The following is a 22,567-nucleotide window of genomic DNA, read 5'->3' on the forward strand; positions in this document are numbered from 1 at the left end:
TCTCCATCTGCATGACTGCGAACACGTTCAAGAGCATCCGTACGGTCGCGGTGCCGGTCTCCGACCAGGACCGCACCCAGGCCGCGCTCGCACGGCTCGGCTTCTCTGTCGCGATGGACGCCGAGCTGCGGCCCGGCTTCCGCTGGATCGAGATGGCGCCGGCCGACGGTGAACCGTCGATCGCGCTCGTCCTCACCGGACCCGAGCTGCCGACCGGCGTCGACACCGGCATCCGCCTCACCACCGACGACGCGCGCGCCGCGCACGCGGCGATCGAAGGTGTCGGCTTCACGGCGGGGGAGCTGCTGGATTGGCCGGGCGTCCCGTTGATGTTCTCCTTCGTCGACCTCGACGGGAATCGCTTCTACGTCAGCGAGACCGACTGAGCCGGTTCCGCGCCGCGCTCACCGGGTAACCCTGACGGAGGGCTCGAACAGTGGGCGGCCGTGACTCGACGAAAGCCGGGGCGTCCGAGATGTCATTCACCGAGCAAGAGGCCGAGTACCTGGGGTCGCAGCGACTCGCTCGCATTGCGACGGTCGCACCCGACGGGCAGCCCGATGTCACGCCCGTCGGCTTCGAGTTCGACGGCACGTACTTCTACGTCGGCGGCATGAGTCAGCTGGAGACGCGGAAGTACCACAACGTGCGTGACGGCAACGACAAGGTCGCGATCGTGATCGACGACGTCGTTTCGGCGGATCCGTGGACGCCGCGCTTCGTGCGTGTGTACGGCGTCGCCCAGAACGTCGAACGCGTCGGTCAGGCGGGTCCGGGCTCGTATCTCCGGATCACGCCGGTGGTGTCGTGGAGCTGGAACCTCGACGGTCGACCGTTCGGCAACGGCGAGGGTCCGTCGGGACCGCGGCGGACGGTTCACGTACCCGGCTGACCCGGCTCACCGCGGCTCACCGCGCCAGTCGGCGCGCCGGATCTCGTACTCGACCTCACCCTGCTCGGTCCCGGGCAGCGGATCGTCGAACTCCTCGACGAACGTGCGGACGTACCGCATGCCCACCGACGCCATCGTCGCCCGCGACGGCGTGTTGACCGTCATCGTCTGGGCGAGGATCCGTTTCAGTCCGAGCTCCTCGAAGCCGTAACGGATCAACTCCAACGATCCTTCGCGCGCGTAGCCCCGACGCCAGTGAAGCCGGAGGATGCGGTAGCCGAGCTCGGCCTCGCCGGGCACCTTCACCTGACTCGGCCCGTGCGGCGGCTGCAGCATCCACATCCCGACGAAGTCGCGCGGCGAATCGCGCGTGACATCGCGCGAGACGTCGCGGGTGAAACCGATCCACACACCGAGTCCGTCGACGGTGCCGGCGCGGGCGACGCGTCCCCGGTGCTTCTCCGCGACCTCGTCGGGCGTCGACGCGCCCGACGACAGGTACCGCAGCACCTCGGGATCCGAATCGAGCTCGACCTCGAGTGGCAGGTGCTCGTCGGCGAGCGGCACGAGCTCGAGCCGCGCGGTGAGCAGGCGCGCCTGGGTCACCTGCGTCGCACCCGCATCCGCCGGCCGTCAGCCGGTGGGCGCGAAGACGTGGATGAACGCGTCATTCTCGGACGTCGTGTACACGAGTCCACCCGCAACCTCGATCGAGCTGGGCGCCGAGGGTTCCGGAGTCATCCGCCACAGCTCGGTGCACGTGCGTGTCGCCTGATCGCAGCCCGCGGACGCCGTCGCGTCGTACGCGTTGATCGCGCGCGACGTTGCGCTGTAGAGCACGTTGCCGGCGACGACCGGCGCGTCGGTGCCGCCCGCGCCCGGGTAGGTGGTGATCGGCTGGCACACGTGCCGCGCGCCGAAGCAGTGCGCGACGCCGGCCGCGTCGTACGTGCGGATGTCGACGGTGTCGTCGACGAACAGCAGCGAAGGCGTCGCCGCGAGCGTGGGTGGATTGTTCGCCGAGTAGGGAACGACGAACGCGGGGGAGCAGACCTTCGGCGCTCCCGAGCACGAGGCGCCACCGTCGTCGGGATAGGCCTCGACCTCCAGCGTCTTCTGGTTCGAGGCGTAGATCGTTCCGCCCTGCGCGACGACCGTGCTGCGGGGGCCGTGCGTGCGCGAACGCCACTGCACCGCGCCGGTGCGCGCGTCGTACACGGCGACCGAACCGGCTTCCGGCGCGAGCACGACCTGCTGCGCGCCGAGCGTGAACGTGGACCCGGTCGTCGGCGTGGTGATCGACCGCACCGGCTTGCACGTGACCGCGCACGCGTGCGAGATGTCGAACGCGCGCAGATGCGCCGCGATCGTGTCGAAGCCCTGCGTCACGGTGTCGCTGACCCACAACCGTCCGTTGCCGATCTTCGGCGAGAAGACGCTGCTCCCGTCGGCCTTGTCGACCCACCTCCACAACGGCGTGCAAACAGTCGGGTTCGTGCGGGTGCAGTTGTCGAGACCGGCCGCGTCGAACGCGGCGACACCCGCGTGCCCCGCGCGGTCGCGACCGGTCGCGTAGACGACACCGCCCGACACCGCGACTTCGCCGTGGAAGCCGGCGTCCGAGACCCACGTCGGCGCACAGTGGCCGCCCGCCGGCGCGCACGCGGTGATCGAGTACGCCGACAACTTGCGCCCGCCGGTGAACAGCAGTCCGTCGGCGGAGACGAAGGCGCGCCCACGCGCGGCCCAGGCCTCGGTCAGCGACTCGACGTTGCCCGTCGTGATGGTCGTCTCGCCGGGATTGAAGTTCGAGCCGCCCGCGTCGAAGCCGGCCTGCGGCCAACTCGGCGTTCCAACTGCGCCACTCGCGCCCACCGGACCGATCGCGCCCAGCACGACGGCACCGACCAACGAGAGCACCATGATCCCGACCCGCCCGTTCATGCGCGCCAGGATGCCGGTTGTGCGCCGGCGGCGCCAGGCTCCCGGTACTACGGCAGGTTGTACGTGATCGTTTGCACCGGCGCGCCGGCGAAGTGTGCGATCAACGTGATCGTCGTGAAGTTCAGCGTCAGGCTCTCGGTCGGCACGGTCGCGCCGCTGGCCGACGTCTGGAAGCCCGAGATCAGTACGTGGCCGAGGTCGATCTCGAGGTACTTCACCAGCGCGCCGGTCTTCGTGTTGACGTCGGTGAAGTAGAGGACCGCGGTGTCGTTCCCACTACCCGTCAGCGAGCGTTGCAACAGTGGTGCGCTGTACTTGTCCATCGCGTGCGTGAGGTTGATGTCGGAGACGCTCGGCGTGCTTCCACCGCGCGTTCCGCTCGTCGTGATCGGAACGCGCGAGATGCCGAACGAGAACGAAGAGATCGGCGCGTCGGTCTTGTAGGTCGTGCCCGGCGGGCCGGTGACGCCGTCGTACTGCAGGTAGATACCCGCACTCGCCGACGCCGCGGCGCGCAACAGGTCTGACGCATTCATCGCCGCGGGCGACTTGCGCGCACCCGAATCGTGCGACGGCGACGCGACACTGTGGAGCGCCCAACCCGCCGCGCCCACGGCGAGCACGACCACGACCGCGAATGTTCTCCGAATCGACGCGCGCAGCGCTCGGTCCATGAACAGTCCCTCCGCCCGCGAGGGCCGATGGCCCTCGCACTGTTGCGCAAGTGTTTAGAGGCGCAGCGTGGCGACTGTCAATGCGGCGCGACGCGACCGCACCCGTGGAGCGCGGGGCGGGTTCCCACGCTCCACGAGGGGGCAGTCACTCGCTCATGAAGGTCAGGGTTCCGGTCGCGCGTCCGATCGTGAGGCCGGAGCTCGCGTTCGAGAGCTTGATCGACGCGGTCCTCACCGTGTTGCCGCCGGAGACCGGATACGCCGTGACCGCGACCGACTTCTGCAACTGTCCCGCCTTGAAGGTCAGCGTCTTCGGCTTCATCGTCTTGAAGTCGATGCCGTTCGCGGCCGTGCCGTCGACGAGGGTGACCACCACCGTGACCGTCGACGGCGCCGGCGCCGAGAGCGACACCCAGACCTTCACGACCGGAGCCGTGACGTCGGTGACGCACACCGACGCGTCGCCCACGCGCACGCTGAGCCCCGAGCCCGCATCGTCGTTCAGGATCGTGACGACACCTGTCGACCGGTCGGGCGCGAGCGTGTACCCGCCCGTCGGGCTGGAGAGCGCGACCTCGACCGTCTCGTTCGCCTCCGTGACCTGATCGGGCGTGATCGCGACCGACACGTACGCCGTCGTCTTGCCGGCCTTGAACGTGATCGTGCCGCTCTTCGCCTTGTAGTCGGTCGGCGCGGTGGCGCGGCCGTTCGCCGTCGCGTAGTGCACCGTGACCGGCTGCGTCGACGGTTGCGTGAGCGTCACCGCGAGCTGCGCGGTGCGCGCCTTGCCGGTGTCGCCTTCGGCGATCGCCGCGTTGCCGATCGAGATCCATGTGTGATCGGCGACCGTGAGCGTCGCCGCGTTCGTCGCCTTGCTCCCGGCCGAGTTCGTGAACACCGCGCGATACCGCGTTCCGGAATCGCTGCGGACCCCGGTCTCGGTATAGGTCGTGTCGGTCGCACCGCTGATGTCGTGGAAGGTGGTGCCGCCGTCGGTCGACACCTGCCACTGCACCGTCGGCGTGGGCGCGCCCGCCGCCGCGGCGGTGAAGGAGTAGGTGCCGCTCGGAATGACGGACTGGTCGTCGGGCTGAGTCGTGATGTGGGGCGCGACCGGCGTGACGGTGAGCGTCGCCGCGTTCGTCGTCGCGTTGCCGACGGAGTTCGTGAACGCGGCCCGGAACTGCGTACCGGAGTCGGCGAGCGCCGCGGTCGCGGAGTAGCTCGGGTCGGTCGCGCCGCTGATGTCGTGGAAGGTCGCGCCGCCGTCGGTCGACGACTGCCACTGCACGGTCGGCGCGGGAACGCCCGCTGCCGCCGCGGTGAACGAGTACGCCGTTCCCGCGGGAACCGACGTGTCGCCCGGTTGCGTGGTGACCGATGGCACCGCGGTCGGCACCACGGAGTTCGACGCGCTCGACGGCGCGCTCGAGCCGATCACGTTCCGCGCGGTGACGGTGCACGTGTACGGCGCGCCGGCGGTGAGTCCGGTGACGGCGATCGGACTCGACGTGTTCGTGCCCGAGCCGCTGACACCGCCGCCGCTCGACGTGCACTGTGCGGTGGAGTCGAGGATCGGGCTGCCGCCGTCGTCGGCCGGCGCGGTGAACCGGACGTTCGCGCCGCCGACTCGCGCGGTCGCGTTGCCGACGGTCGGGGAGTGCGGTGCGACCGCGACGACCAGCGTTGCCGCTGCGCTCGTCGTGGTGCCCGACGCGTTCGTGAACACCGCACGGAGCTCATGCCCCGAGTCGGCGAGTGCACCGGTGCCCGTGTACGAGTCGGCCGTTGCACCCGCGATGTTCGTGAACGTCGACCCGGCATCGGTCGAGATCTGCCACTGCTGCGCGGGTGCGGGGTAGCCCGACGACGCGGCGGTGAACGAGTACGACTGGCCGGGCGTGATCGTCTGGTCGGTCGGGTCGGTCGTCACCGCAGGCGCGGCCGGCGGGGGTTGCACGACCGCCGTGAACGTGTTGCCCGGACCGGGGACGACGAGGTTCAGCGCGGTCGTCGTCACGCCGCACGTCTTCAGGTTCGGGATCGTGTATGTGCCCGAGAACGTCGACGCGCCGGCCAGGTTCGCGGTGCCCGTCATGGTGACGCTCACCGGCGACGACGTCGTGCAGGTGTCGCCGACGATGTTCACCGTCGGGGTCGCAGTCGGATACGCGCTCGGGATGTTGATGTTGAACACCGCGGTCGCGGAGACCGCGAACGTCGACGGGTCGAGCGTGCCCGTGATCGGTTGCGCCTCGACGATCTGCATGTTGGCGGTGACGAGGCCGATGCCCGCGAGGTTCAGCGTCATCTGCGCGGGCGGGAGCGTGATGTCGCCGCTGATCGTTCCGGTCGTGAGGTCGACGACTCCGTCGAACGAGCCGGTCGGCACGGTCACGTCCTGATTGAGCTTCTTCAGGTGCGTGGTCGCGTCGACGTCCCAGTTGAAGGGGAAGAGGTTGTCGGTGACGACGACGCTCGTCGTGTCACTCACGGCGGAGTTGAAGCCGTCGTTCCCCGTGAGGGTGGCCGTGTACGCGCCCGGCCCGTTGCATGTGATCGTGGTCGCCGCCTGGTGCGCGTCGGCGAACGTGCACGCCGACGGCGCGGCCCACGCGACGGCGACCGGGTCGTTCTCGGGATCGGTGACACTGCCGGCGAGCGCGATCGGGGCGCCGGTCTCGCCCGTCGCGGCCGGTCCTGCCTCGACGACCGGCGGGCGATCCGCGTTCACGGTGACCTTGGCGTCGTCGCCGGCGCTGTTCGCACCATCGGTCGCCGACAACGTCGCGGTGAACGCGCCGACCGCGGAGCACGTGACGGTCGTCGAAGCCGCGTGCGCGTTGGCGATCGTGCACGAAGTGGTGTTGATCGTCCACGTGCTCGTCGGGGTGTGGCCCGGATCGCTCACGGTGCCGTTGAGCGTGATCGCGTGCGAGACCGCGCCCGACACGTCGGCGCCCGCGTTGACCACGAGGGGCACGTTCTGCTCGACGCTGATCTGCGCGGAGTCGCTGACCGGCGCGTTGATCCCGTCGTCGGCGGTGAGCGACGCGGTGAACGTGCCCGGGTTCGAACAGCTGACCGTCGTTACGGCCGCGCTCGGGTCGGCGACCACGCACGCGGGATCACTCGTCGTCCACGCGTCGGTCGGCGACCCGTTCGAGGTGACGGTGCCGTGGAGCGCGATCGCCGTGTTCACGATGCCGTTCACGTCGGGTCCCGCGTCGACCGTCGGCGCCGGCATCGACTGCACGACGGGCACGCTGATGATCGTGTCCTGCGGGATGTTGCACGTCACCTTCGCGGTGAGACCGTTCGAGAGGTTCGCCGTGGTCGTGAGCGAGAGCGCGTTCAGCGAGACCGACGATCCGACCGCGCCGGACGTCGCGTCGACGGCCACGTCGGGCGTGACGAGCGTGCCCGGAGGGAACGGGCCCGGCTGCGCGATCTTGATCGAGGTCGACGTCGGAAGGCTCACGACGTTCGCTGTCGGGTTGCCGTTGATCGTCGCGGTGCCGGGATTCACGATCGTTCCGTTGTCGAACGTCGTGCCGTTGACCGCGTACGACAGGCTGAGGTCCTGGTACGACTTCACCGTGAAGCCGCTCGCCGAAGCGGGCAGCACGCTGCTCCCGCCCGGGAAGCCCACGGTGAACTGCTGACCCGGCGTCACCTTGTCGGGCGCGGTCAGCGTGACCGTGATGTCTTCCTTCTGCGTGACCGTTCCGCCGGAGACGTTCGCGGTGCACGACACCTGCGGGAACGTGTGCGTCGCGGTCTGGGTTGCGGCGCCGGCCGCGGATCCCGAGACGCCGACCAGCACCACGCTCAAGCTTGCGGCGAGCGCGCCCGCGACGAACCGACGAACCCTTGCCTGCCCCATCTGTTGCCCCCCGAGCTCCAGCCCCCTGGTCGGGCGACCGTTTACCCGCGCCTGTCCCGGTTCAAACCCATATTTCAGCAAAGCTTCCGCGGGAGCGACGCGTCGGTCACGGAACTGTTGCGGCCGCGCGAGGGGCCGCGCCTGAGCCGACGGCCGCGGATCGGCGCGCTCAGGTCGGGATGACCACCACCGTCGACACGCGCGCCGACGGCCCACCGTTGTCGAGCATGGTGTGGCCCGTGAACACCTTCGTCAACGACGTGCCGGCCGAGCTCGTCTCGGTGACCGTCGCGGTGAACGAGCCCGACGCCGTGTAGAGGTGGTGGACCGTCGGCACGGTCGTGCGCGCCATGGTGCCGTCGCCGAATCTCCACGTGTAGTGGGTGATCGTTCCGTACGCGACCGTCGAGCCGGTCGCGTCGAACGGCGTCGGACTTCCGGGCGGCGCGTCGGTCGCGTGGATCTGGGCGACCGGCGCCTGGTCCGGTGTGATCGCGATGCCGAGTGGATTGCCTCCGACCGGGATCGCGGGGCCGGCGGTGAAGGTGGCGACCGCGATGGGCGTGACGGTGCCGTCGTTCACGTTCGTGACGTACGCGGTGCGCCCGTTCGGCATCATCGCGATCGAGGTCGGGTCGTCGCCCACGTTGATCTGGTGCGTCGCGGTCTTCGTCGCGATGTCGATCGTCGTCACCAGGTCGTTGTCGGAGTTGACGACGAAGAGCGTCTTGCCGTCGGGCGTGATGGCCATTCCGCCATAGACGCTGTCTCCGGTCGGGATCGCGGTTCCGATGCTGTTGTTCGACAGCGTGATCGGGACGATCTCCGCGGCGTTGTCGCTCACGTACGCGGTCGAACCGTCGGGCGAGATCACGATGCCCCACGGAAGGAACGGCAGCACGATCGGCGTCTCGGTCGTGTTGTTCGCGATCCGGATGGGCCAGATCGACGCGGCGTTGAGGTTCGCCACGTAGGCGGTCTTGCCGTTCGGTGCGATTGCGACGTCGATGGGGAACTGGCTGACGAGGATCCGCCGCTTTGGCGTGTTGGTGACGAGGTTGATCGCCGTCACCGTGTCGTCGCCGCTGTTCGCGACGTACGCGACCTTGCCGTTCGGCGTGATCGCGATGCTCTGTGGATCCTTGCCGACAGCGATCGCGGTTCCGGCCGTGCCGGTCGCAAGGTCGACCGGGATCACCTTTCCGTCGATCCGACTCACGACATACGCGGTGCGGCCGTCGGGCGTGATCGCGACCGTTTGCGGCGCGTGGCCGAGCGAGATCGGCGCGCCGGCCTTCTTCGACTTCGTCTTGACCGGCACGAGTGAGTTGGCCCCGCTGTTGGCGACGTACGCGGTGAACGCCGGCGGCGCGACCGCTCCGGCCGCGGTCGGTGTCAACGCGACCGTCGACACGATCGGCGCCGCGGTCGCGAGCAGCACCGCGAGCGCGAGCCCTGAGCCGCGCGTCCGAGCGCGCTTCGCCGGTTCCATCATGTCGGCCCCCTGACCCCTGATCCCGCCGGGTGGTGAGCCTCGCGCAGCGCGTCGCGAGCCGCAACAGAAGCGCGGTTCCGTCGCCGGTGCGCTGCGCCGCCGAGCGATCGGGGAAACGCATGAAGGCATTGCGACTCGACGACGGCACGCTGTACCTCAGCGACGCGGAGCTGTCCGAGCCGGTATTTCGGACGCGCAGAGGTGACCGACCTCACGCGCCGATGGGGTGATGCGGCGGTAGCCTCCGCGCCGCGCGCGCATGGCGCACACGGAGGGGCGGATCATGGGACGGCCGGGCGCTCGACGCGCGATCTGCTCGATGGTGCTCGTGTCGCTCACGGTCGCGCTGCCCGCCTCGATCGCGCACGCGGCGCCCGCGGGCAACTGGCACGTCGCATCGACACTCGCGCTCGGCACCGACGACACCGCGATCGCGTGCCCCTCGACCATGGTCTGCTGGGCGCTCGAAGCCGGACAGCTGCTGTCGTCGAACGACGGCGGCGCGACGTGGACGAACGAGACCGCGCTCGTACCGAGCGACGTCGCCGCGCTGCACGACATCGACTGCCCCCTGCCGGTGCGCTGCTACATCACCGCGACCGGCGTCGACGGCTCCAGTGTCGCGTTGACGGAGTCGCAGCACACGATCGTCGAGCACGTCGTGCCGCACGCGGGCGCGCTCGTCTCGTTGTCGTGCGCGCAGCTGCTGCGCTGCGTCGCGACCGACGGGAAGCTGATCTGGGAGAGTGTCAACGGATCGGGATCGTGGACGTCGTTCACGCTCCCGACGACGCTGTCGCCGGCGCCGGACCTCGCGTGCGTGCGCGGGACGTTCGTGTGCACGCTCGTCGGCGACCGCGGCGAGACGCCCGTGGTCCTGCGCACGACGAACAGCGGCACGACGTGGGAAACCGGGACTGCGCCGAGCCCGACCGACGGGCTCTATTCGGTGACGTGCCCGTCGGTCACCACCTGCTTCGCGGGCGGCGCGACGTTCTCCGACGATGCCGCGGTGATCGTGACGACGAACCGGGGCAAGACGTGGTCGTTCGCATCCGTGCCGTCCCAGGCGTACGCGGTGCGCTCGATCTCGTGTGCCTCCGAGACCGCGTGCTCGGCGATCGGCGCTTCACCGGCGCGCACGCCGTTCCTGTTCGCGACGACTGATGGTCGACACTTCGACGCGCAGACGCTCCCCGCCGTCGAATTGGAGCGTCCGGCCGCGATCGCGTGTCCCTCGCCGACTCGCTGCGGCGCGGTCGCGGGCGGCATCTCGTTCTTCACCGACGACGCGGGTGCGCACTGGAGCAGCGCGGCCCTGCCCGCAGGCGTCGAAGCGCCGCAGTCGTTGAGCTGTCCGACCACGACCGAGTGTGTCGCGGTCGGGAACGACGCAGTCGCACGTCCGAGCGCGCTCACGTCGGCCGACGGCGGCGCGACGTGGGCGGTGCACGCGCTGCCCGCCGGCACCGGTGGGCTGCTCGCGGTCGAGTGCCCCACGCCGACCGCGTGCATCGCGCTGGCGACCGCGAGCGCGCCGGGAACGAACCGTCAGCGCGCGCAGGCGCTGCGCAGCACCGACGGCGGAGTGACGTGGACACTCGGGGTCCTCGCCGATCGGCGCGGCGTGCTGACCAAGCTGACGTGCCCGAGCCGCACGACGTGTATCGCGAGCGGTTACGACAACTTGTCGAACGCGAAGCTCGAGGTGACGACCGACGGCGGCCGGCACTGGTCGTCGCTCGCGGCACCCGACGACGTCTTCACCATCAACGCGGTCGGTTGCAGCGCCGTCGACGCGTGCATCGTCATCGGCGGCAACCCCAACGCGGCGCCGCAGGCATACACGACGAGTGATCTCGGCGCGACCTTCCATCCGCATCCGGTCCCGTACGCAGACGCGGGCAACGTGTACTTCAACGACGTCGGCTGCGCGGGGCAGACGTGTGTGGCGGTCGGGGAGTACTTCGGTTCCGGTGTGATCATGCGTTCGCGGGACGCCGGCGCAACGTGGCGCGCGTCGCGAGCTCCCGACGCTGCGCAGATCATCGATTCGGTGTCGTGCGGTTCGCCGTGGCGCTGCGGTGCGGCGACCTTCGACTTCCGTCAGCACGGCGGCCCCGTCGTCGTCGAGTCGACGAACGCGGGACGCACGTGGCGCGCGTTCCCGGTCCCGGCGCGTCAGGAGACTCCGCTCGACGTCGCGTGTCACGCGCGCGGATGCGTTGCGTCCGACGTGAGCAGCGCCGGCAACCCGATCATCGTCGCCGGCGACTTCTGACGTCGCGGCGCGCGACGCGCGCGTACGCACAACCCGCGCGCTCCCGTTCTCGACGTGCGGCGAACGCGTCCCATTTGCCGCGATTACGCGGTTCAGCGCCGCGGATCACGCGCCGAAAATAGGAAGATGCGTACGGATGCGTGGCCCCGGCGCTTCGGGGTAGCCGTGGTGACGTTGTTCCTCGCCTTCGGCGGGGGTCTGGCGTTCGCGAATCCCCCTTCGGGCCAGGGCAGCGGGCCCGCGTATTGGACCGCGCAAGCCGATGGCGAGGTGCACGCGCTCAACGGCGCGAAGTTCTACGGCTCGATGGCCGGGCACGCGTTGACGGGGCCGATCGTCGGCATGGCGTCGACGTCTTCGCGACACGGCTACTGGCTGATCGCGCGCGACGGCGGGATTTTCTCGTTCGGCGACGCGCACTACTACGGCTCGATGGGTGGTGTGCACCTCGCGCAGTGGATCGTCGGGATCGCGGCGACGCCGAGCGGTCACGGTTACTGGGAGGTCGCAGCCGACGGCGGGATCTTCTCCTTCGGTGACGCGCGCTTCTACGGCTCGACCGGTGCGATCCACTTGAACCAACCGATCGTCGGCATGGCGGCGACGCCCACGGGTCACGGCTACTGGATGGTTGCCTCCGACGGCGGGATCTTCTCGTTCGGTGACGCGCGCTTCTACGGCTCGACCGGCGCGCTGCATCTCAACTTCCCGATGGTCGGCATGGCCGCGACCGCGTCGGGTCACGGGTACTGGCTCGTCGCGCGCGACGGCGGCATCTTCACCTACGGCGACGCGCACTTCTACGGCTCACCCGCGGGGGCGCCGCGCTGGGCCGCGGTCACTTCGATGGCGGTGACCCGCTCCGGGCACGGCTACTGGATGATCGCCCGCGACAACACGACCTGGCGCTACGGCGACGCGGGTTACGGCTGGACGAAGGGCGTTCGCGTCGGGATCTACAGCGGTCCCGCGTGGTTCGCGATCGTCACCGCGTAGTCGTCACCCGAGCGCGGCCGCGTTCACTCCACGCCAGAAGTCGTCGAACACCTCGGGTGGCTGCGGCGAAGTCATCGCCCGCTGCGTGAGCAGGATTCCGGTCACGTCGAGCGTGCGGTTGCTGCGCCAGGTCGTGCCCGATCCGCCGTCCCAGCCGAAGCCGCACGGTGGTGGCGCGTCCGGCGCGGCGTCGGTGGCCGGCGCCTCCATGCCGAGTCCCCAACCGGCGTGCGGTGCGAGGAACGCATCGGTCGTGGCGCGCTGCGGCGACGTCAGGCGGTCGGTCGTCATGAGGTCGACGGTCTCGGCCTTCAGCACGCGCGTGCCGTCGCGTCCGGCGCCCCGTGCGCGCATCATCGATGCGAACGACCAGTAGTCGTCGAGCGTCGACACGAGCATCCCGCTGCCGTCGGGAAAGGTCGGCGGCGTCGACCACCAGCTCGTCGCGGGATCGTCGATCACGGTCATGCCGCCCGTGTCGTCGTCGGGCACGTAGAAGGTCGTGAAACGCTCGAGCTTTCCGCTCGGTACGGAGAAGCCGGTGTCGTGCATGCCGAGCGGCTCGAAGACACGCTCGCGCATCACGGTCGGGAGATCGCTTCCTGTCGCGCGCGCGATCACGACGCCGAGCACCTGCGCGCCGGTGTTGTACATCCACCGTTCACCCGGTTGGTACATCAGCGGCAGCGCGCCGAGCGCGGCGATCCAGCTGTCGACGTCGTGCGGAACCGGCGGCCACGGCGGTCGACCGATGCTGCGCAGCACCGCCGCGTCCTCCGCGCGCTGGATCGGCACCGAACCCGGCTCCGCCATCACCAAGCCGAACCCCATACGGAAGCTCAGCAGGTCCTCGACCGTGATCGCGCGACGCGCGGGAACCGTGTCGTCGAGCTCGACGTCGATCGCGCGCAGCACGCGCCGGTTCGCGAGCTCGGGCACGAGGTCGTCGATCGGTTGGTCGAGCGTGATGACGCCTTCCTCGACGAGTGACATCGCCGTCACCGCGGTGATCGGCTTCGTCATCGACGCGATCCGGAAGATCGAGTCGCGGGCCATAGGAGTCGAGTCGGTGAACGCGAGCGTGCCGATCGTGTCGACGTGCACGTCGTCGCCCTTCGCCACGAGCGCGACGAGCCCGGGCAACCGACCCGCGTCGACGTGGCGCACGAGAAGGTCGTGCAGCGTGCCGAGACCGGGTTGCGAAAGCGCGTCGCTCATGGCTGCGTCGTTCGGCTCGTCATGACAGTTCTGACGTTCCCGTCGTTCGAGACTCATCGGCGCGTCCCGCGGGGGCGATCCGGTACGGTCCGGCGATGAAGGTCACGCCCCGCTACGACGGGTCCGCGATCCTGACCATGGACGGGCCGGTCGACGACCAGCGCGAGCCGATCGCGCGCCAGCGCCGGCGATTCGCGGCCCTGCTCGCCTCGCTCGACGACGACCAGTGGCGCGCGCCGTCGCGCTGCGCGGGGTGGAGCGTGCACGACGTCGTCGCGCACCTCGTCGGCGTCAACGCGTTCTGGCGCGCGTCGATCGTCGCCGGTCTTGCGGGCACGCCGACGCGCATCCTCGTCGACTTCGATCCGGTCGCGACGCCGCGGCTCATGGTCGAGCCCATGCGCGTCCTCGCGCCACACGATCTGCTCGTGCAGTTCGTCGAAGTGAACGAGTCGCTGCTCGAGGTCATCGAAGGTCTCGACGGCGACGATTGGACGGTGCTCGCGGAATCGCCACCCGGCCACCTGCCGATCCGGTTGATCGCGCAGCACGCGCTCTGGGACGCATGGATCCACGAGCGCGACGTTGCGTTCCCGCTCGGCATCGAGACCGCGGTGGTCGCCGACGAGGTGCGATCGTGCCTGCGCTACGCGGCGGCGCTCGGCCCGGGACTCGCGGTCAGCACCGGTGCGGTGACCCCGGGTACCTACGTCGTCGACGCGCGCGATCCGGAGTGCCGCTTCACGGTCGAGGTCGGCACGTCGGTCGCGGTGCACGCGGTTCCGGCGTCCGAGCTCTCGGAGCCGCCCGCGCTGTGCGGCGACGCCGTCGACCTCGTCGAGGCCCTGAGCCTGCGCGCGCCGTTGCCGGACTCCGCGCCGCCCGAGTGGCGCACGCTCCTCGAAGGTCTTGCGACGGTGTTCGCGACCTGAACGTGCGCGAGCGCGCGGTGCGGCCCGCCCGACTGTGCGCGTGCGGCGTCGAGGAGGGCGACGCTTGCGAGCCCGACCAATCGACGCGTTGTCGCGTGAACGGGCGGGTCGCGGTGCGGCCCGCCCGACTGTGCGCGTGAGGCGTCGAGGAGGGCGACGCTTGCGAGCCCGACCAGAGAGCTCAGTCGGCAGAGGCGCCGACGGGTACGGGCTCGTCGACGACGGGCGCAAAGACGGGGCCGTCCTCGCCGACGTCGACCGCGCGGGCCGGCAGCCAGCGCAGCACACCGGCGGCCGCGACGAGCACGATGACCGCGGCGACCACGGATGCGAGGTGCAGGCCCCCGATGAAGCTCTGGTGCGCGGCCGAGATGATCTGCGCGCGATAGCGCGCGCCGGGCGCGCGGCTCACGACGTCGATCGCGCGACCGACCGAGTCGCGCGCTCCCGTGATGAGCGGCGCCGGCACCTTGCCCCGCAAACGTGACGCGAGGTTCGGTCCGTACTGCGACGACAGGATGGATCCGAGCACGGCGACACCGATGGCGCCACCGACCTGGCGCGTCGTGTCGTTCATCGCGGAACCGACGCCCGCCTTCTCGCGCGGCAACGCGCCCATGATCGATTCCGTCGCGGGCGACATGACGTTGCCCATCCCCACACCCATCAGCACCGTGACGATGATGACGTCGAGCATGCTCGACCCGGCATTGAGCGTGAGGAAGCCGAAGAGCGACGCCGCGACGAGCAGTAGGCCCGTCGCGACGACGAGCTTGTTGCCCGCGAAGCGCACGAACCGCGGACTGAGGAACGCGAAGGTCATCAGCGCGATCGACTGCGGGATCAGCACCGCGCCGGCCTTCAGCGTCGAGTAGCCGAGCACCGACTGCAGATACTGCGTGAGCAGGAAGATCGTGCCGTAGAGCGCGAGGAACACGAGCATGATCGCCGCGCTCGCCGCGGAGAACCGCGGGTTCTGGAAGAAGTGCAGGTCGAGCATCGGGCTCGAGTACTTCAGCTCCCACAGGAAGAACGACGTGAGGAGCACGATGCCCGCCGCGAACGCGCCCAGGATCCCGGGCGACGTCCAGCCGTGGCTCGGCGCTTCGATGATCGCCCAGAGCAGGACGCCGAGGCTCACGATCGAGAGGCCCGCGCCGGCCGGGTCGAGCTTCGGTGTCGTGCGGTCCGAGGAGTCGGGGACGAGGAAGTAGCCGAGCGCCAACGCGGTGATGACGATCGGGACGTTCACGAGGAACACCGAGCCCCACCAGAAGTGCGTGAGCAGCGCGCCGCCGGCGACCGGACCGATGCCGACGCCGAGCGCGGAGACGCCGGCCCAGATGCCGATCGCCACCGCGCGCTCCGAGGAGCTGCGGAAGACGTTCGAGAGGATCGAGAGCGTGCCCGGCATGATGCAGGCGCCGCCGATTCCCATCAGCGACCGGGTCGCGATCAGCACGCCGGCCGAAGGCGCGAACGCCGAGAGCACGGATCCGGTGCCGAACACGACGAGGCCGAAGGTGAGGAACTTGTAGCGACCGAAGCGGTCACCGAGGCTGCCCATCGTGAGCAGCAGGCCCGCGAACACGAGGGTGTAGGAGTCGACGATCCACTGGAGCGCGCTGCCCGAGGCTCCGAGCCCACCGGCCGCCTTCGTGTGCGACAGCGTCGGCAGTGCAACGTTGAGGATCGTGTTGTCGAGCCCGATCACCATCAGGCTGATGCACAACACGGTCAGCGTCAGCCAGCGCCGGCGGTGCGCGATCTCCGGGTCTTTCAGCTGCGCTCGCACGCGCCCCCTCTGGTCACGGGTCTCAGGCTATGAGGAGGCATGACACCCCCCGCGCCGTTTTGATTCCCCGGGTGACCGCCGCCGCGTAGTTGGTCGCGGCGACGCGACGCGCTCACGGCGTCTGCAGGCCCGCGTTCAGGAAGCCGGCGCCGGCGACCGCGACCGCCCACGTGGTGTCGGAACCGACCTGGACCGGTGTCGTCGAGTACACGGCGCCGGTGCCGATGTTGTAGCCCCACGCGAACAACGCGCCGTCGGCGCGAATCGCGAACGATGTCGAACCGCCGATATTCGGCGAGGTCCACGTCGAATCGGCGGCGACGCGGTGGGGAAGGTTCAGCGGCTCGCCGATTTGGCCGGGACCCTCACCCCACTGCCAGAGGCTGCCGTCGGTCCTGACCGCGAGCGAGCCGTAGGCCGCGGCACTGACGGTCTGCCACGTCGCATTGCTACCGACACGAGTCGGCACGTACTCGTGCGTGACGTTGTGACCGACGCCGAGCTGGCCGCGTCCGTTGGAACCCCAGGCCCACAGCGTGCCGTCGGTCTGGAGGCCGAGCGTGTGGTCGTGGCCGCCGCTCACGCTGGTCCACGTCGTGCCCACCGCAACCTTCTTCGGCAGGAGGTGCGACGCGGTGTCGTCGAGACCGAGCTGGCCGTAGATGTTGTCGCCCCACGCCCAGAGGCTGCCGTCGTCCTTGATCGCGAAGGAGAAGTCGCCGCCGGTGCGGACCGTGCGCCAGTTGTTCGCGATGCCCACGCGCGTCGGTGACGAGTGGAAGCTGTAATCGCCGGTTCCGAGCTGCCCGTTGGAGTTCGAGCCCCACGCCCAGATCGTGCCGTCGTTCTTGACCGCGAGGACGAACGCCGTCCCGGTGCGAGCGAGCTTCCAATCGCGGTCGCTGCCGATCTGCACCGGTGTGACCGCGACCGAGGGGCCGGGGGTACCGAGCTGCCCGTCGGAGTTGTCGCCCCAGCCCCACAAGGTGCCGTCGGTGCGGATGCCGACGCCGAAGTCGCGCCCGACGTCGAGCGATTTCCAGGTGGTCGTGGCGTCGACCGGCGTCGGTGTGGTGTGACCGGTGCCGAGCGAACGAGAGTCACCCCATCCCGACATCGCGCCGGACGCAGTGATCCCGTACGACGAGGTCGGGCCGAGCGTCAACGACGCCCACGAACCCGGGAACGCGGTCGGGTTGGCGAAGCCGGTCTTCGTGCCGTTTCCGAGCTCGCCGTGCTGGTTCGAGCCCCAGACATATTCGGTTCCGTCGGCGGCCCGGGCCGAGAAGTCGTAGCCGTGGGCACTGATCGCAGCCCAGTCGGTGCGGCTGCCGACGCGCGTCGGCTTCGGTCCCCAAGCCCAGAGCGTGCCGTCCGTCTGCAGGCCGATCGCCGCATTCTCGCCGGCGGCGACGGTCTTCCAGTTCGTCGCCTTGCCGATGCGGACCGGGGAGTACTTGTGGAGCCCCGGGATACCGAGCTGTCCGTTCCGATCGTTGCCCCAACCCCAGAGCGTGCCGTCGGACTTGACGGCGAGCGTGAAGTCGCCGCCCGCCGCGACGCTCACCCAGTTCGTCGCGGTGCCGACCTCTACCGGCGTCGCCGAGCTCACGGTCCCGCCGGTTCCCAGCTGACCGTACTGATTGTCGCCCCAGGTCCAGAGCGTGCCGTCGACGCGGATGCCGGCGTCGAAGTACCCGCCGGCCACGGCGACCGACCACGCGGGTGTCGAGTCGACCTGCCCGTCGGGAGCGTTGCCGCCGACGTATCCCCACTCGCTCAACTGGCCGGTCGTCGTGAGCGCCACCCAGTGGTCGAGCACGGTGGCGGAGGTGTTCGCGCTGATCGACGCGTAGTCGTTGCCGTCGCCCTGCGGCACCGGCTCCGTGCTCGAGAACCCGGCCTGCGAGCCCCAGTGCCAGAGGGTGCCGTCGGACGCGATCGCGCTCGTGGCCTCGTCGCCGGGGGCGACGGCCCGCCACGAGCCGGGAATCGGTGTCGGCTTCAGACAGTCCCCGTTGCTGCAGACGTCGCCCCACTGCAGCGCGCGCATGCCCGTCGCGGGCTTCGGTCGCGCGGTCGCGCTCGTCGCGTCGAAGACGGCCGGCACGACGAGCGCGGCGCACACGAGCATCCATCCGAACCGTCGTCTCCGCATGACGCGTACCTCCGCCCGTCGGTCTGCCATCGGAGCCTACGGTCGGGTCGGAGGTCGTGGGAAGCTCCTGCTCATGAGCTTCGGAAGCGAATCGACGACCGACGAAGTGCTCGCCGGTCGTGATCTGAGCGGACAGTGGGTGCTCGTCACCGGCGCGTCGGCGGGTCTCGGCCAGGAGACCGCGCGCGCCGTCGCGGCGCGCGGCGCGAACGTCGTGTTGGCCGTGCGCGATGTCGAGAAGGGGGAGCGCGCCGCGGAACCGGTGCGCGCGGCCGCGTCCGAGCTCGGCGCGACCGTCGAGCTGCGCGCCGTCGACCTCGCGTCGCTCGCGTCGGTGCGCGCCTTCACCGACGAACTGCGCGCCGCCCACGATCGTCTCGACGTCATCGTCGCCAATGCGGGCGTGATGGCGACGCCCGAGGGTCGCACCGCCGACGGGTTCGAGATGCAGTTCGGCACGAACCATCTCGGTCACTTCGTGCTCGTGAACCGACTGCGGCCGTTGCTCGCGAGTCCGGGGCGGATCGTCAATCTGTCGTCGGCCGGACACCGCTTCAGCCCGGTGGTGCTCGACGACGTGAACTTCGATCGGACGCCGTACGACGCGTGGCAGGCCTACGGTCGGTCGAAGACGGCGAACATCCTCTTCTCGGTCGAGCTCGACCGACGGGGCCGCGGCGCCGGGCAGCGCGCCTGCGCGGTACATCCCGGCACGGTCGTGACCGAGCTCGGTCGCCATCTCACCGACGAGACCCTCGGCGCGCTCGCGGCGGCGCGGTCGGGCCAGGAGACGGTGTGGAAGACGCCGGCCGTCGGCGCGGCCACGACCGTCTGGAGCGGATTCGTGGCCGGCCCCGACGAGATCGGCGGCCGCTACTGCGAGGACTGCCACGTGGCCGAGGCGACGAGCGACCCGAACCGCTCGGGCGGCGTGCGTGACTACGCGCTCGACCCCGAGACGGCGGCCCGGCTCTGGGCTCGGTCCGAGGAGCTCGTGGGCGAGGCTTTCGCCTCCTGAGCCCCTCCTGACCAGCTCCTGAGCGGCGGACGAGCCGCCCCGGGACACCTGAATGGGCCGATCGGCCCGTTGACCGCGCGGGTCCATTTCTTCACGCTCAGTGAACAGCCAATGGACGAAGGCCGCGGTGCGCGGTCAGTCAGGTCAGGTGCGGCACATGGAGCTCCACGGCTCGGACGAAGCAACAGGTCCGACGAGCGGGACGGACGGCTCGACGCGGGACGGGCGCCGCGTCGGCCGCCTCCGTCGCGACGAGGGCGGGTTCGTCCTGGTCTGGACGGCCCTGTTCATCATCGTGCTCCTGGGCTTCGCCGCGCTCGCGGTCGACCTCGGTCACTCGTACTACGTCGGCCAGCGGGCACAGAACGCGGCCGACGCCGCCGCGCTCGCCGGCGCGCCGTATCTCCCGGGCGACCTCGCCGGGGCGCAGGGCGCGGCGAGGGACATGGCCGAAGCGAACGGATTCGGTGCCGACAAGGACATCACCATCTCCGCGGATCAGGACCCGACCGACCCGGCGCAGCTCATCGTGACGATCCACCAGAACGTCGCGACCCTGTTCGGCCGCGCGATCGGCTTCAGCTCGATGGACGTGTCGAAGTCGGCGACGGCCACCGCCGGCGGCTCGGCACAGGCGACCGCGACCCCGGTCGACATGGTGATCGTGCTCGACCGCACCGGGAGCATGTCGGACGACGACATCGACGATCTGCGCACCGCGTCCCGTGCCCTCCTGCAGTCCCTCGACCCCGCCACCGACCACGTCGCGCTCGCGGCGCTCGGTCAGAGCAGCACCACAACGCAGTGCCCCGGCGGTGGGGCGTACGGCGTCAAGACGACGGCCGCAACCAACATGTCGTGGATGATCGCCCCGTCGCCGGGCATGGCTCCGCTCGCCGACTACCAGCAGTCCACAGGAGTGCTGGACGAGAACAGCCAGATCGTGAAGTCGATCGACTGCATCACGGCCGCTCGTTCGCAGTCGAGCGTCGGCACCGACCTCGGCGATCCGCTCGCCGCCGCCGAGGCCTACCTCGACACCTACGCCCGGCCCGGTGCGCAGAAGGACATCCTCTTCATGACCGACGGCGCGGCCAACCGGACCGCTCCGGACCAGACCACGGACCAGTCGAACGCGTGCGACTACGCGAACGGCAAGGCCACGACCGCCAAGGCCGACAGCATCAACATCGTGACGGTCGGCTTCGGCGTCGGGCACGCCCCGTGCGACTCCCACGACCCGACCTTCCCGAGCGCCAACGCCACGAAGCTGCTCGCGAGCATGGCGAGCCCGATCAACGGCGTTGCCGCAGCCGACGACAACGACTGCAACACGGCCGCGGGCCAGCAGGCCGAGGACACCGACGGCGACAACTTCTTCTGCCCGGCCAAGGGCTCGAACGACCTCGCGTCGGTCTTCGTGACCGCCGGCCAGCAGCTCACGGGCACGAGCCCGCCCCGGCTCATCAAGTAAGTCGATTCAGGCAACTCATCACGAAGGAACCGGGCGGGCATGGGCATCCAGGGCGGGCAGGCAGAGGACGGGCGACGCGCGCGGCGCGCCCGAGGAGACGAGGGCGGGTTCGTCCTCGTATGGACGGCGCTCTTCCTGCTCGTCCTCCTCGGATTCGCGGCACTCGCGATCGACTTCGGCCACGCGTACTTCGTCGGGCAGCACGAGCAGAACGCCGCCGACGCGGCGTCGCTCGCCGGCGCGGTCTACCTGCCGGGCGACGTGACGACCGCGTACGACACCGCGACGTCGATCGCGAACACGAACGGGTTCAAGGACGGCGACCGCGACGGCGTCGCAGTCACTCCGCAGCAGCAGGAACACGTCTCGCAACTGAAGGTCACGATCACCGAGACGATCCCGACCCTCTTCGCCAAAGTCCTCGGCTTCAAGGCGATGACCGTCACCCGCAGCGCCGTCGCCGACTACCGGCCGCCCGTTGCGATGGGCAGCCCCAACCCGCAGTACGGGAACGACCCCGACTCGAGCGGCGACCCCGGCAGCGCGACGTACCCGAACCTCTGGGGCAACGTCACCAGCTACGCGACCGACAAGCAGAACGGCAACGCGTACACGAGCGGCGTGTGCAACAAGTCGCCGATCGACGGCTGTGCCGGGAGCACCAATCAGGACTACACGGCGGACGGCTACTACTACGCGATCCATTTCAACCAGGCCGCGACGGTGAACGTGCAGGTCTTCGATCCCGGTTTCGTCGCCGTCGGCAACAACTGCATCTCCGGCAGCGACTCCAACGCGGATCTCGCGGACGCGGCGACCACGCTGACTTCGCAGCCGGCCGGTTGGCCGGTGAGCACCGGCTACCTCGCGGCGCCCCCGTTCGACGTGACGCGGTACGCGCCGGTCACGGGCGCGACCGACGCGCCGACCACGGCCAACCCGGGCAACCGCTACTGCACCGGCGACTCGGCCTTCGGAAGCGCTTCGCAGCTTCCGGCGACGACCTATTCGCTGCTCGGCCCCGCGGTCGCGCAGGGCGACCCCTCGACGGCCGTTGCGGCGGCGGGTTGCTCGTCGTGGACGTTCCCCGGAGTCGAGGGCACGTCGTCCAACAGCGTGGTGCAGATGCTCGCAGGCGGTGCGACCGTTCCGGTGTCGCCGGCGCCCCAGTACCTCGCGACGTACTTCCGTCAGTGGTTCCCGATCTGCACGATCACCGGTCAGGCGAACACCGACTACTTCCTCCAGGTGAACGGCGACGCGAACGGCAGCGGCAACAACAACTTCTCGATCCGCGCGACGCAGGCGGGCGGGGCACTGTCGAGCGCGGTCAGCATCTACGGCAACGCCAAGATGGCGATCTACGCGAACGCGGGCAAGGACACGCTCACGCAGTTCTACCTGGCGCGCATTCCGTCGAACGACGCCGGACAGACGCTGTCGCTGCACCTCTTCGACATCGGTGACGCCGGCACCGACGTGACGGGATCGCTCACGATCGTGCCGCCGACCGACTCCGGGCTCACGTCGTTCTCGAACTGCACCGCGCAGTCGCAGACTCCGAGCTTCACACCATCGATCGCCGGCGACTGCAAGCTCACGAACGTGAGCAGCGACACCTATCAAGGCCGTTGGGTCAGCGTGAACATACCGATCCCTGCGAACTACTTGTGCGACGACGCCAGCCCGACCGGTTGCTGGTTCCGCATCGACTACGAGTTCAACGGAGCGGTCAGCGACGTCACCTCGTGGACCGCAGTGCTCGCAGGCGACCCGGTCCGCATCGTGCAGTAGCGCGCGGTCA

The 22,567-nt window shown here is 69.9% G+C and carries 16 protein-coding genes; 8 read left to right on the top strand and 8 right to left on the bottom strand.

Annotated elements, in window-relative coordinates; all coding sequences use genetic code 11:
* The first annotated feature begins 11 nt into the window (after positions 1–11).
* On the top strand, positions 12–386 hold the full coding sequence (locus VH914_03645; protein HEX4490278.1) for a glyoxalase: 375 nt from the start codon (positions 12–14) through the stop codon (positions 384–386).
* A gap of 89 nt (positions 387–475) precedes the next feature.
* Positions 476–892 carry a PPOX class F420-dependent oxidoreductase gene (locus tag VH914_03650; GenBank protein ID HEX4490279.1) on the top strand — a complete coding sequence of 139 codons (417 nt, stop codon included), beginning with the start codon at positions 476–478 and terminating at the stop codon, positions 890–892.
* A 6-nt stretch (positions 893–898) separates the two neighbouring features.
* Here the strand turns inward: VH914_03650 and VH914_03655 are convergent, their stop codons facing one another.
* From VH914_03655 to VH914_03675, 5 genes are all read right to left on the bottom strand, one after another.
* Complete coding sequence (locus tag VH914_03655; protein HEX4490280.1) at positions 899–1,498, bottom strand: GNAT family N-acetyltransferase; 600 nt, start codon at positions 1,496–1,498, stop codon at positions 899–901.
* Positions 1,499–1,525: 27 nt separating this feature from the next.
* Positions 1,526–2,836: a hypothetical protein gene (locus VH914_03660; GenBank protein ID HEX4490281.1), complete on the bottom strand. Its 1,311-nt coding sequence runs from the start codon at positions 2,834–2,836 to the stop codon at positions 1,526–1,528.
* Positions 2,837–2,883: 47 nt separating this feature from the next.
* The gene (locus VH914_03665; protein HEX4490282.1) at positions 2,884–3,510 is read right to left on the bottom strand and encodes a type VI secretion system tube protein Hcp; all 627 of its coding nucleotides are present in this window, start codon (positions 3,508–3,510) and stop codon (positions 2,884–2,886) included.
* A gap of 145 nt (positions 3,511–3,655) precedes the next feature.
* Positions 3,656–7,339: a Calx-beta domain-containing protein gene (locus VH914_03670; GenBank protein ID HEX4490283.1), complete on the bottom strand. Its 3,684-nt coding sequence runs from the start codon at positions 7,337–7,339 to the stop codon at positions 3,656–3,658.
* 226 nt (positions 7,340–7,565) lie between these two features.
* Positions 7,566–8,891, bottom strand: a complete 1,326-nt coding sequence (locus VH914_03675) for a PKD domain-containing protein (protein ID HEX4490284.1) — start codon at positions 8,889–8,891, stop codon at positions 7,566–7,568.
* 283 nt (positions 8,892–9,174) lie between these two features.
* Between VH914_03675 and VH914_03680 the strand changes: the two genes are divergently transcribed.
* Complete coding sequence (locus VH914_03680; GenBank protein HEX4490285.1) at positions 9,175–11,172, top strand: hypothetical protein; 1,998 nt, start codon at positions 9,175–9,177, stop codon at positions 11,170–11,172.
* Between the two features lie 126 nt (positions 11,173–11,298).
* The gene (locus tag VH914_03685; protein ID HEX4490286.1) at positions 11,299–12,168 is read left to right on the top strand and encodes a hypothetical protein; all 870 of its coding nucleotides are present in this window, start codon (positions 11,299–11,301) and stop codon (positions 12,166–12,168) included.
* 3 nt (positions 12,169–12,171) lie between these two features.
* Here VH914_03685 and VH914_03690 read toward each other — a convergent pair whose 3' ends face one another.
* Entirely contained in the window at positions 12,172–13,386 is a 1,215-nt protein-coding gene (locus VH914_03690) for a serine hydrolase domain-containing protein (protein ID HEX4490287.1), read from the bottom strand.
* 95 nt (positions 13,387–13,481) lie between these two features.
* On the opposite strand from VH914_03690, the gene VH914_03695 reads away from it, so the two are divergent.
* Entirely contained in the window at positions 13,482–14,318 is an 837-nt protein-coding gene (locus tag VH914_03695) for a maleylpyruvate isomerase family mycothiol-dependent enzyme (GenBank protein HEX4490288.1), read from the top strand.
* A 181-nt stretch (positions 14,319–14,499) separates the two neighbouring features.
* Here the strand turns inward: VH914_03695 and VH914_03700 are convergent, their stop codons facing one another.
* Both VH914_03700 and VH914_03705 read right to left on the bottom strand, forming a co-directional pair.
* The gene (locus VH914_03700; protein HEX4490289.1) at positions 14,500–16,113 is read right to left on the bottom strand and encodes a DHA2 family efflux MFS transporter permease subunit; all 1,614 of its coding nucleotides are present in this window, start codon (positions 16,111–16,113) and stop codon (positions 14,500–14,502) included.
* 112 nt (positions 16,114–16,225) lie between these two features.
* On the bottom strand, positions 16,226–18,271 hold the full coding sequence (locus VH914_03705; protein HEX4490290.1) for a hypothetical protein: 2,046 nt from the start codon (positions 18,269–18,271) through the stop codon (positions 16,226–16,228).
* Positions 18,272–18,344: 73 nt separating this feature from the next.
* On the opposite strand from VH914_03705, the gene VH914_03710 reads away from it, so the two are divergent.
* The 3 genes from VH914_03710 to VH914_03720 all read left to right on the top strand — a co-directional run bounded on the left by VH914_03710 (position 18,345) and on the right by VH914_03720 (position 22,557).
* A complete protein-coding gene (locus VH914_03710; GenBank protein ID HEX4490291.1) occupies positions 18,345–19,289 on the top strand; it encodes an SDR family NAD(P)-dependent oxidoreductase in 945 nt (314 codons plus the stop codon).
* A 100-nt stretch (positions 19,290–19,389) separates the two neighbouring features.
* A complete protein-coding gene (locus VH914_03715; protein ID HEX4490292.1) occupies positions 19,390–20,763 on the top strand; it encodes a vWA domain-containing protein in 1,374 nt (457 codons plus the stop codon).
* A 39-nt stretch (positions 20,764–20,802) separates the two neighbouring features.
* A complete protein-coding gene (locus VH914_03720) occupies positions 20,803–22,557 on the top strand; it encodes a pilus assembly protein TadG-related protein (protein HEX4490293.1) in 1,755 nt (584 codons plus the stop codon).
* Positions 22,558–22,567 lie beyond the last annotated feature (10 nt).

This window comes from Acidimicrobiia bacterium (genome assembly GCA_036271555.1).
Taxonomy (GTDB): domain Bacteria; phylum Actinomycetota; class Acidimicrobiia; order IMCC26256; family PALSA-610; genus DATBAK01.

Coding starts and splice junctions, on each gene's coding strand:
- VH914_03645 (HEX4490278.1), top strand. CDS start 12: ATGACTGCGAACACGTTCAAGAGCATCCGTACGGTCGCGGTGCCGGTC.
- VH914_03650 (HEX4490279.1), top strand. CDS start 476: ATGTCATTCACCGAGCAAGAGGCCGAGTACCTGGGGTCGCAGCGACTC.
- VH914_03660 (HEX4490281.1), bottom strand. CDS start 2,836: ATGAACGGGCGGGTCGGGATCATGGTGCTCTCGTTGGTCGGTGCCGTC.
- VH914_03665 (HEX4490282.1), bottom strand. CDS start 3,510: ATGGACCGAGCGCTGCGCGCGTCGATTCGGAGAACATTCGCGGTCGTG.
- VH914_03675 (HEX4490284.1), bottom strand. CDS start 8,891: ATGATGGAACCGGCGAAGCGCGCTCGGACGCGCGGCTCAGGGCTCGCG.
- VH914_03680 (HEX4490285.1), top strand. CDS start 9,175: ATGGGACGGCCGGGCGCTCGACGCGCGATCTGCTCGATGGTGCTCGTG.
- VH914_03685 (HEX4490286.1), top strand. CDS start 11,299: ATGCGTACGGATGCGTGGCCCCGGCGCTTCGGGGTAGCCGTGGTGACG.
- VH914_03690 (HEX4490287.1), bottom strand. CDS start 13,386: ATGAGCGACGCGCTTTCGCAACCCGGTCTCGGCACGCTGCACGACCTT.
- VH914_03695 (HEX4490288.1), top strand. CDS start 13,482: ATGAAGGTCACGCCCCGCTACGACGGGTCCGCGATCCTGACCATGGAC.
- VH914_03705 (HEX4490290.1), bottom strand. CDS start 18,271: ATGCGGAGACGACGGTTCGGATGGATGCTCGTGTGCGCCGCGCTCGTC.
- VH914_03710 (HEX4490291.1), top strand. CDS start 18,345: ATGAGCTTCGGAAGCGAATCGACGACCGACGAAGTGCTCGCCGGTCGT.
- VH914_03720 (HEX4490293.1), top strand. CDS start 20,803: ATGGGCATCCAGGGCGGGCAGGCAGAGGACGGGCGACGCGCGCGGCGC.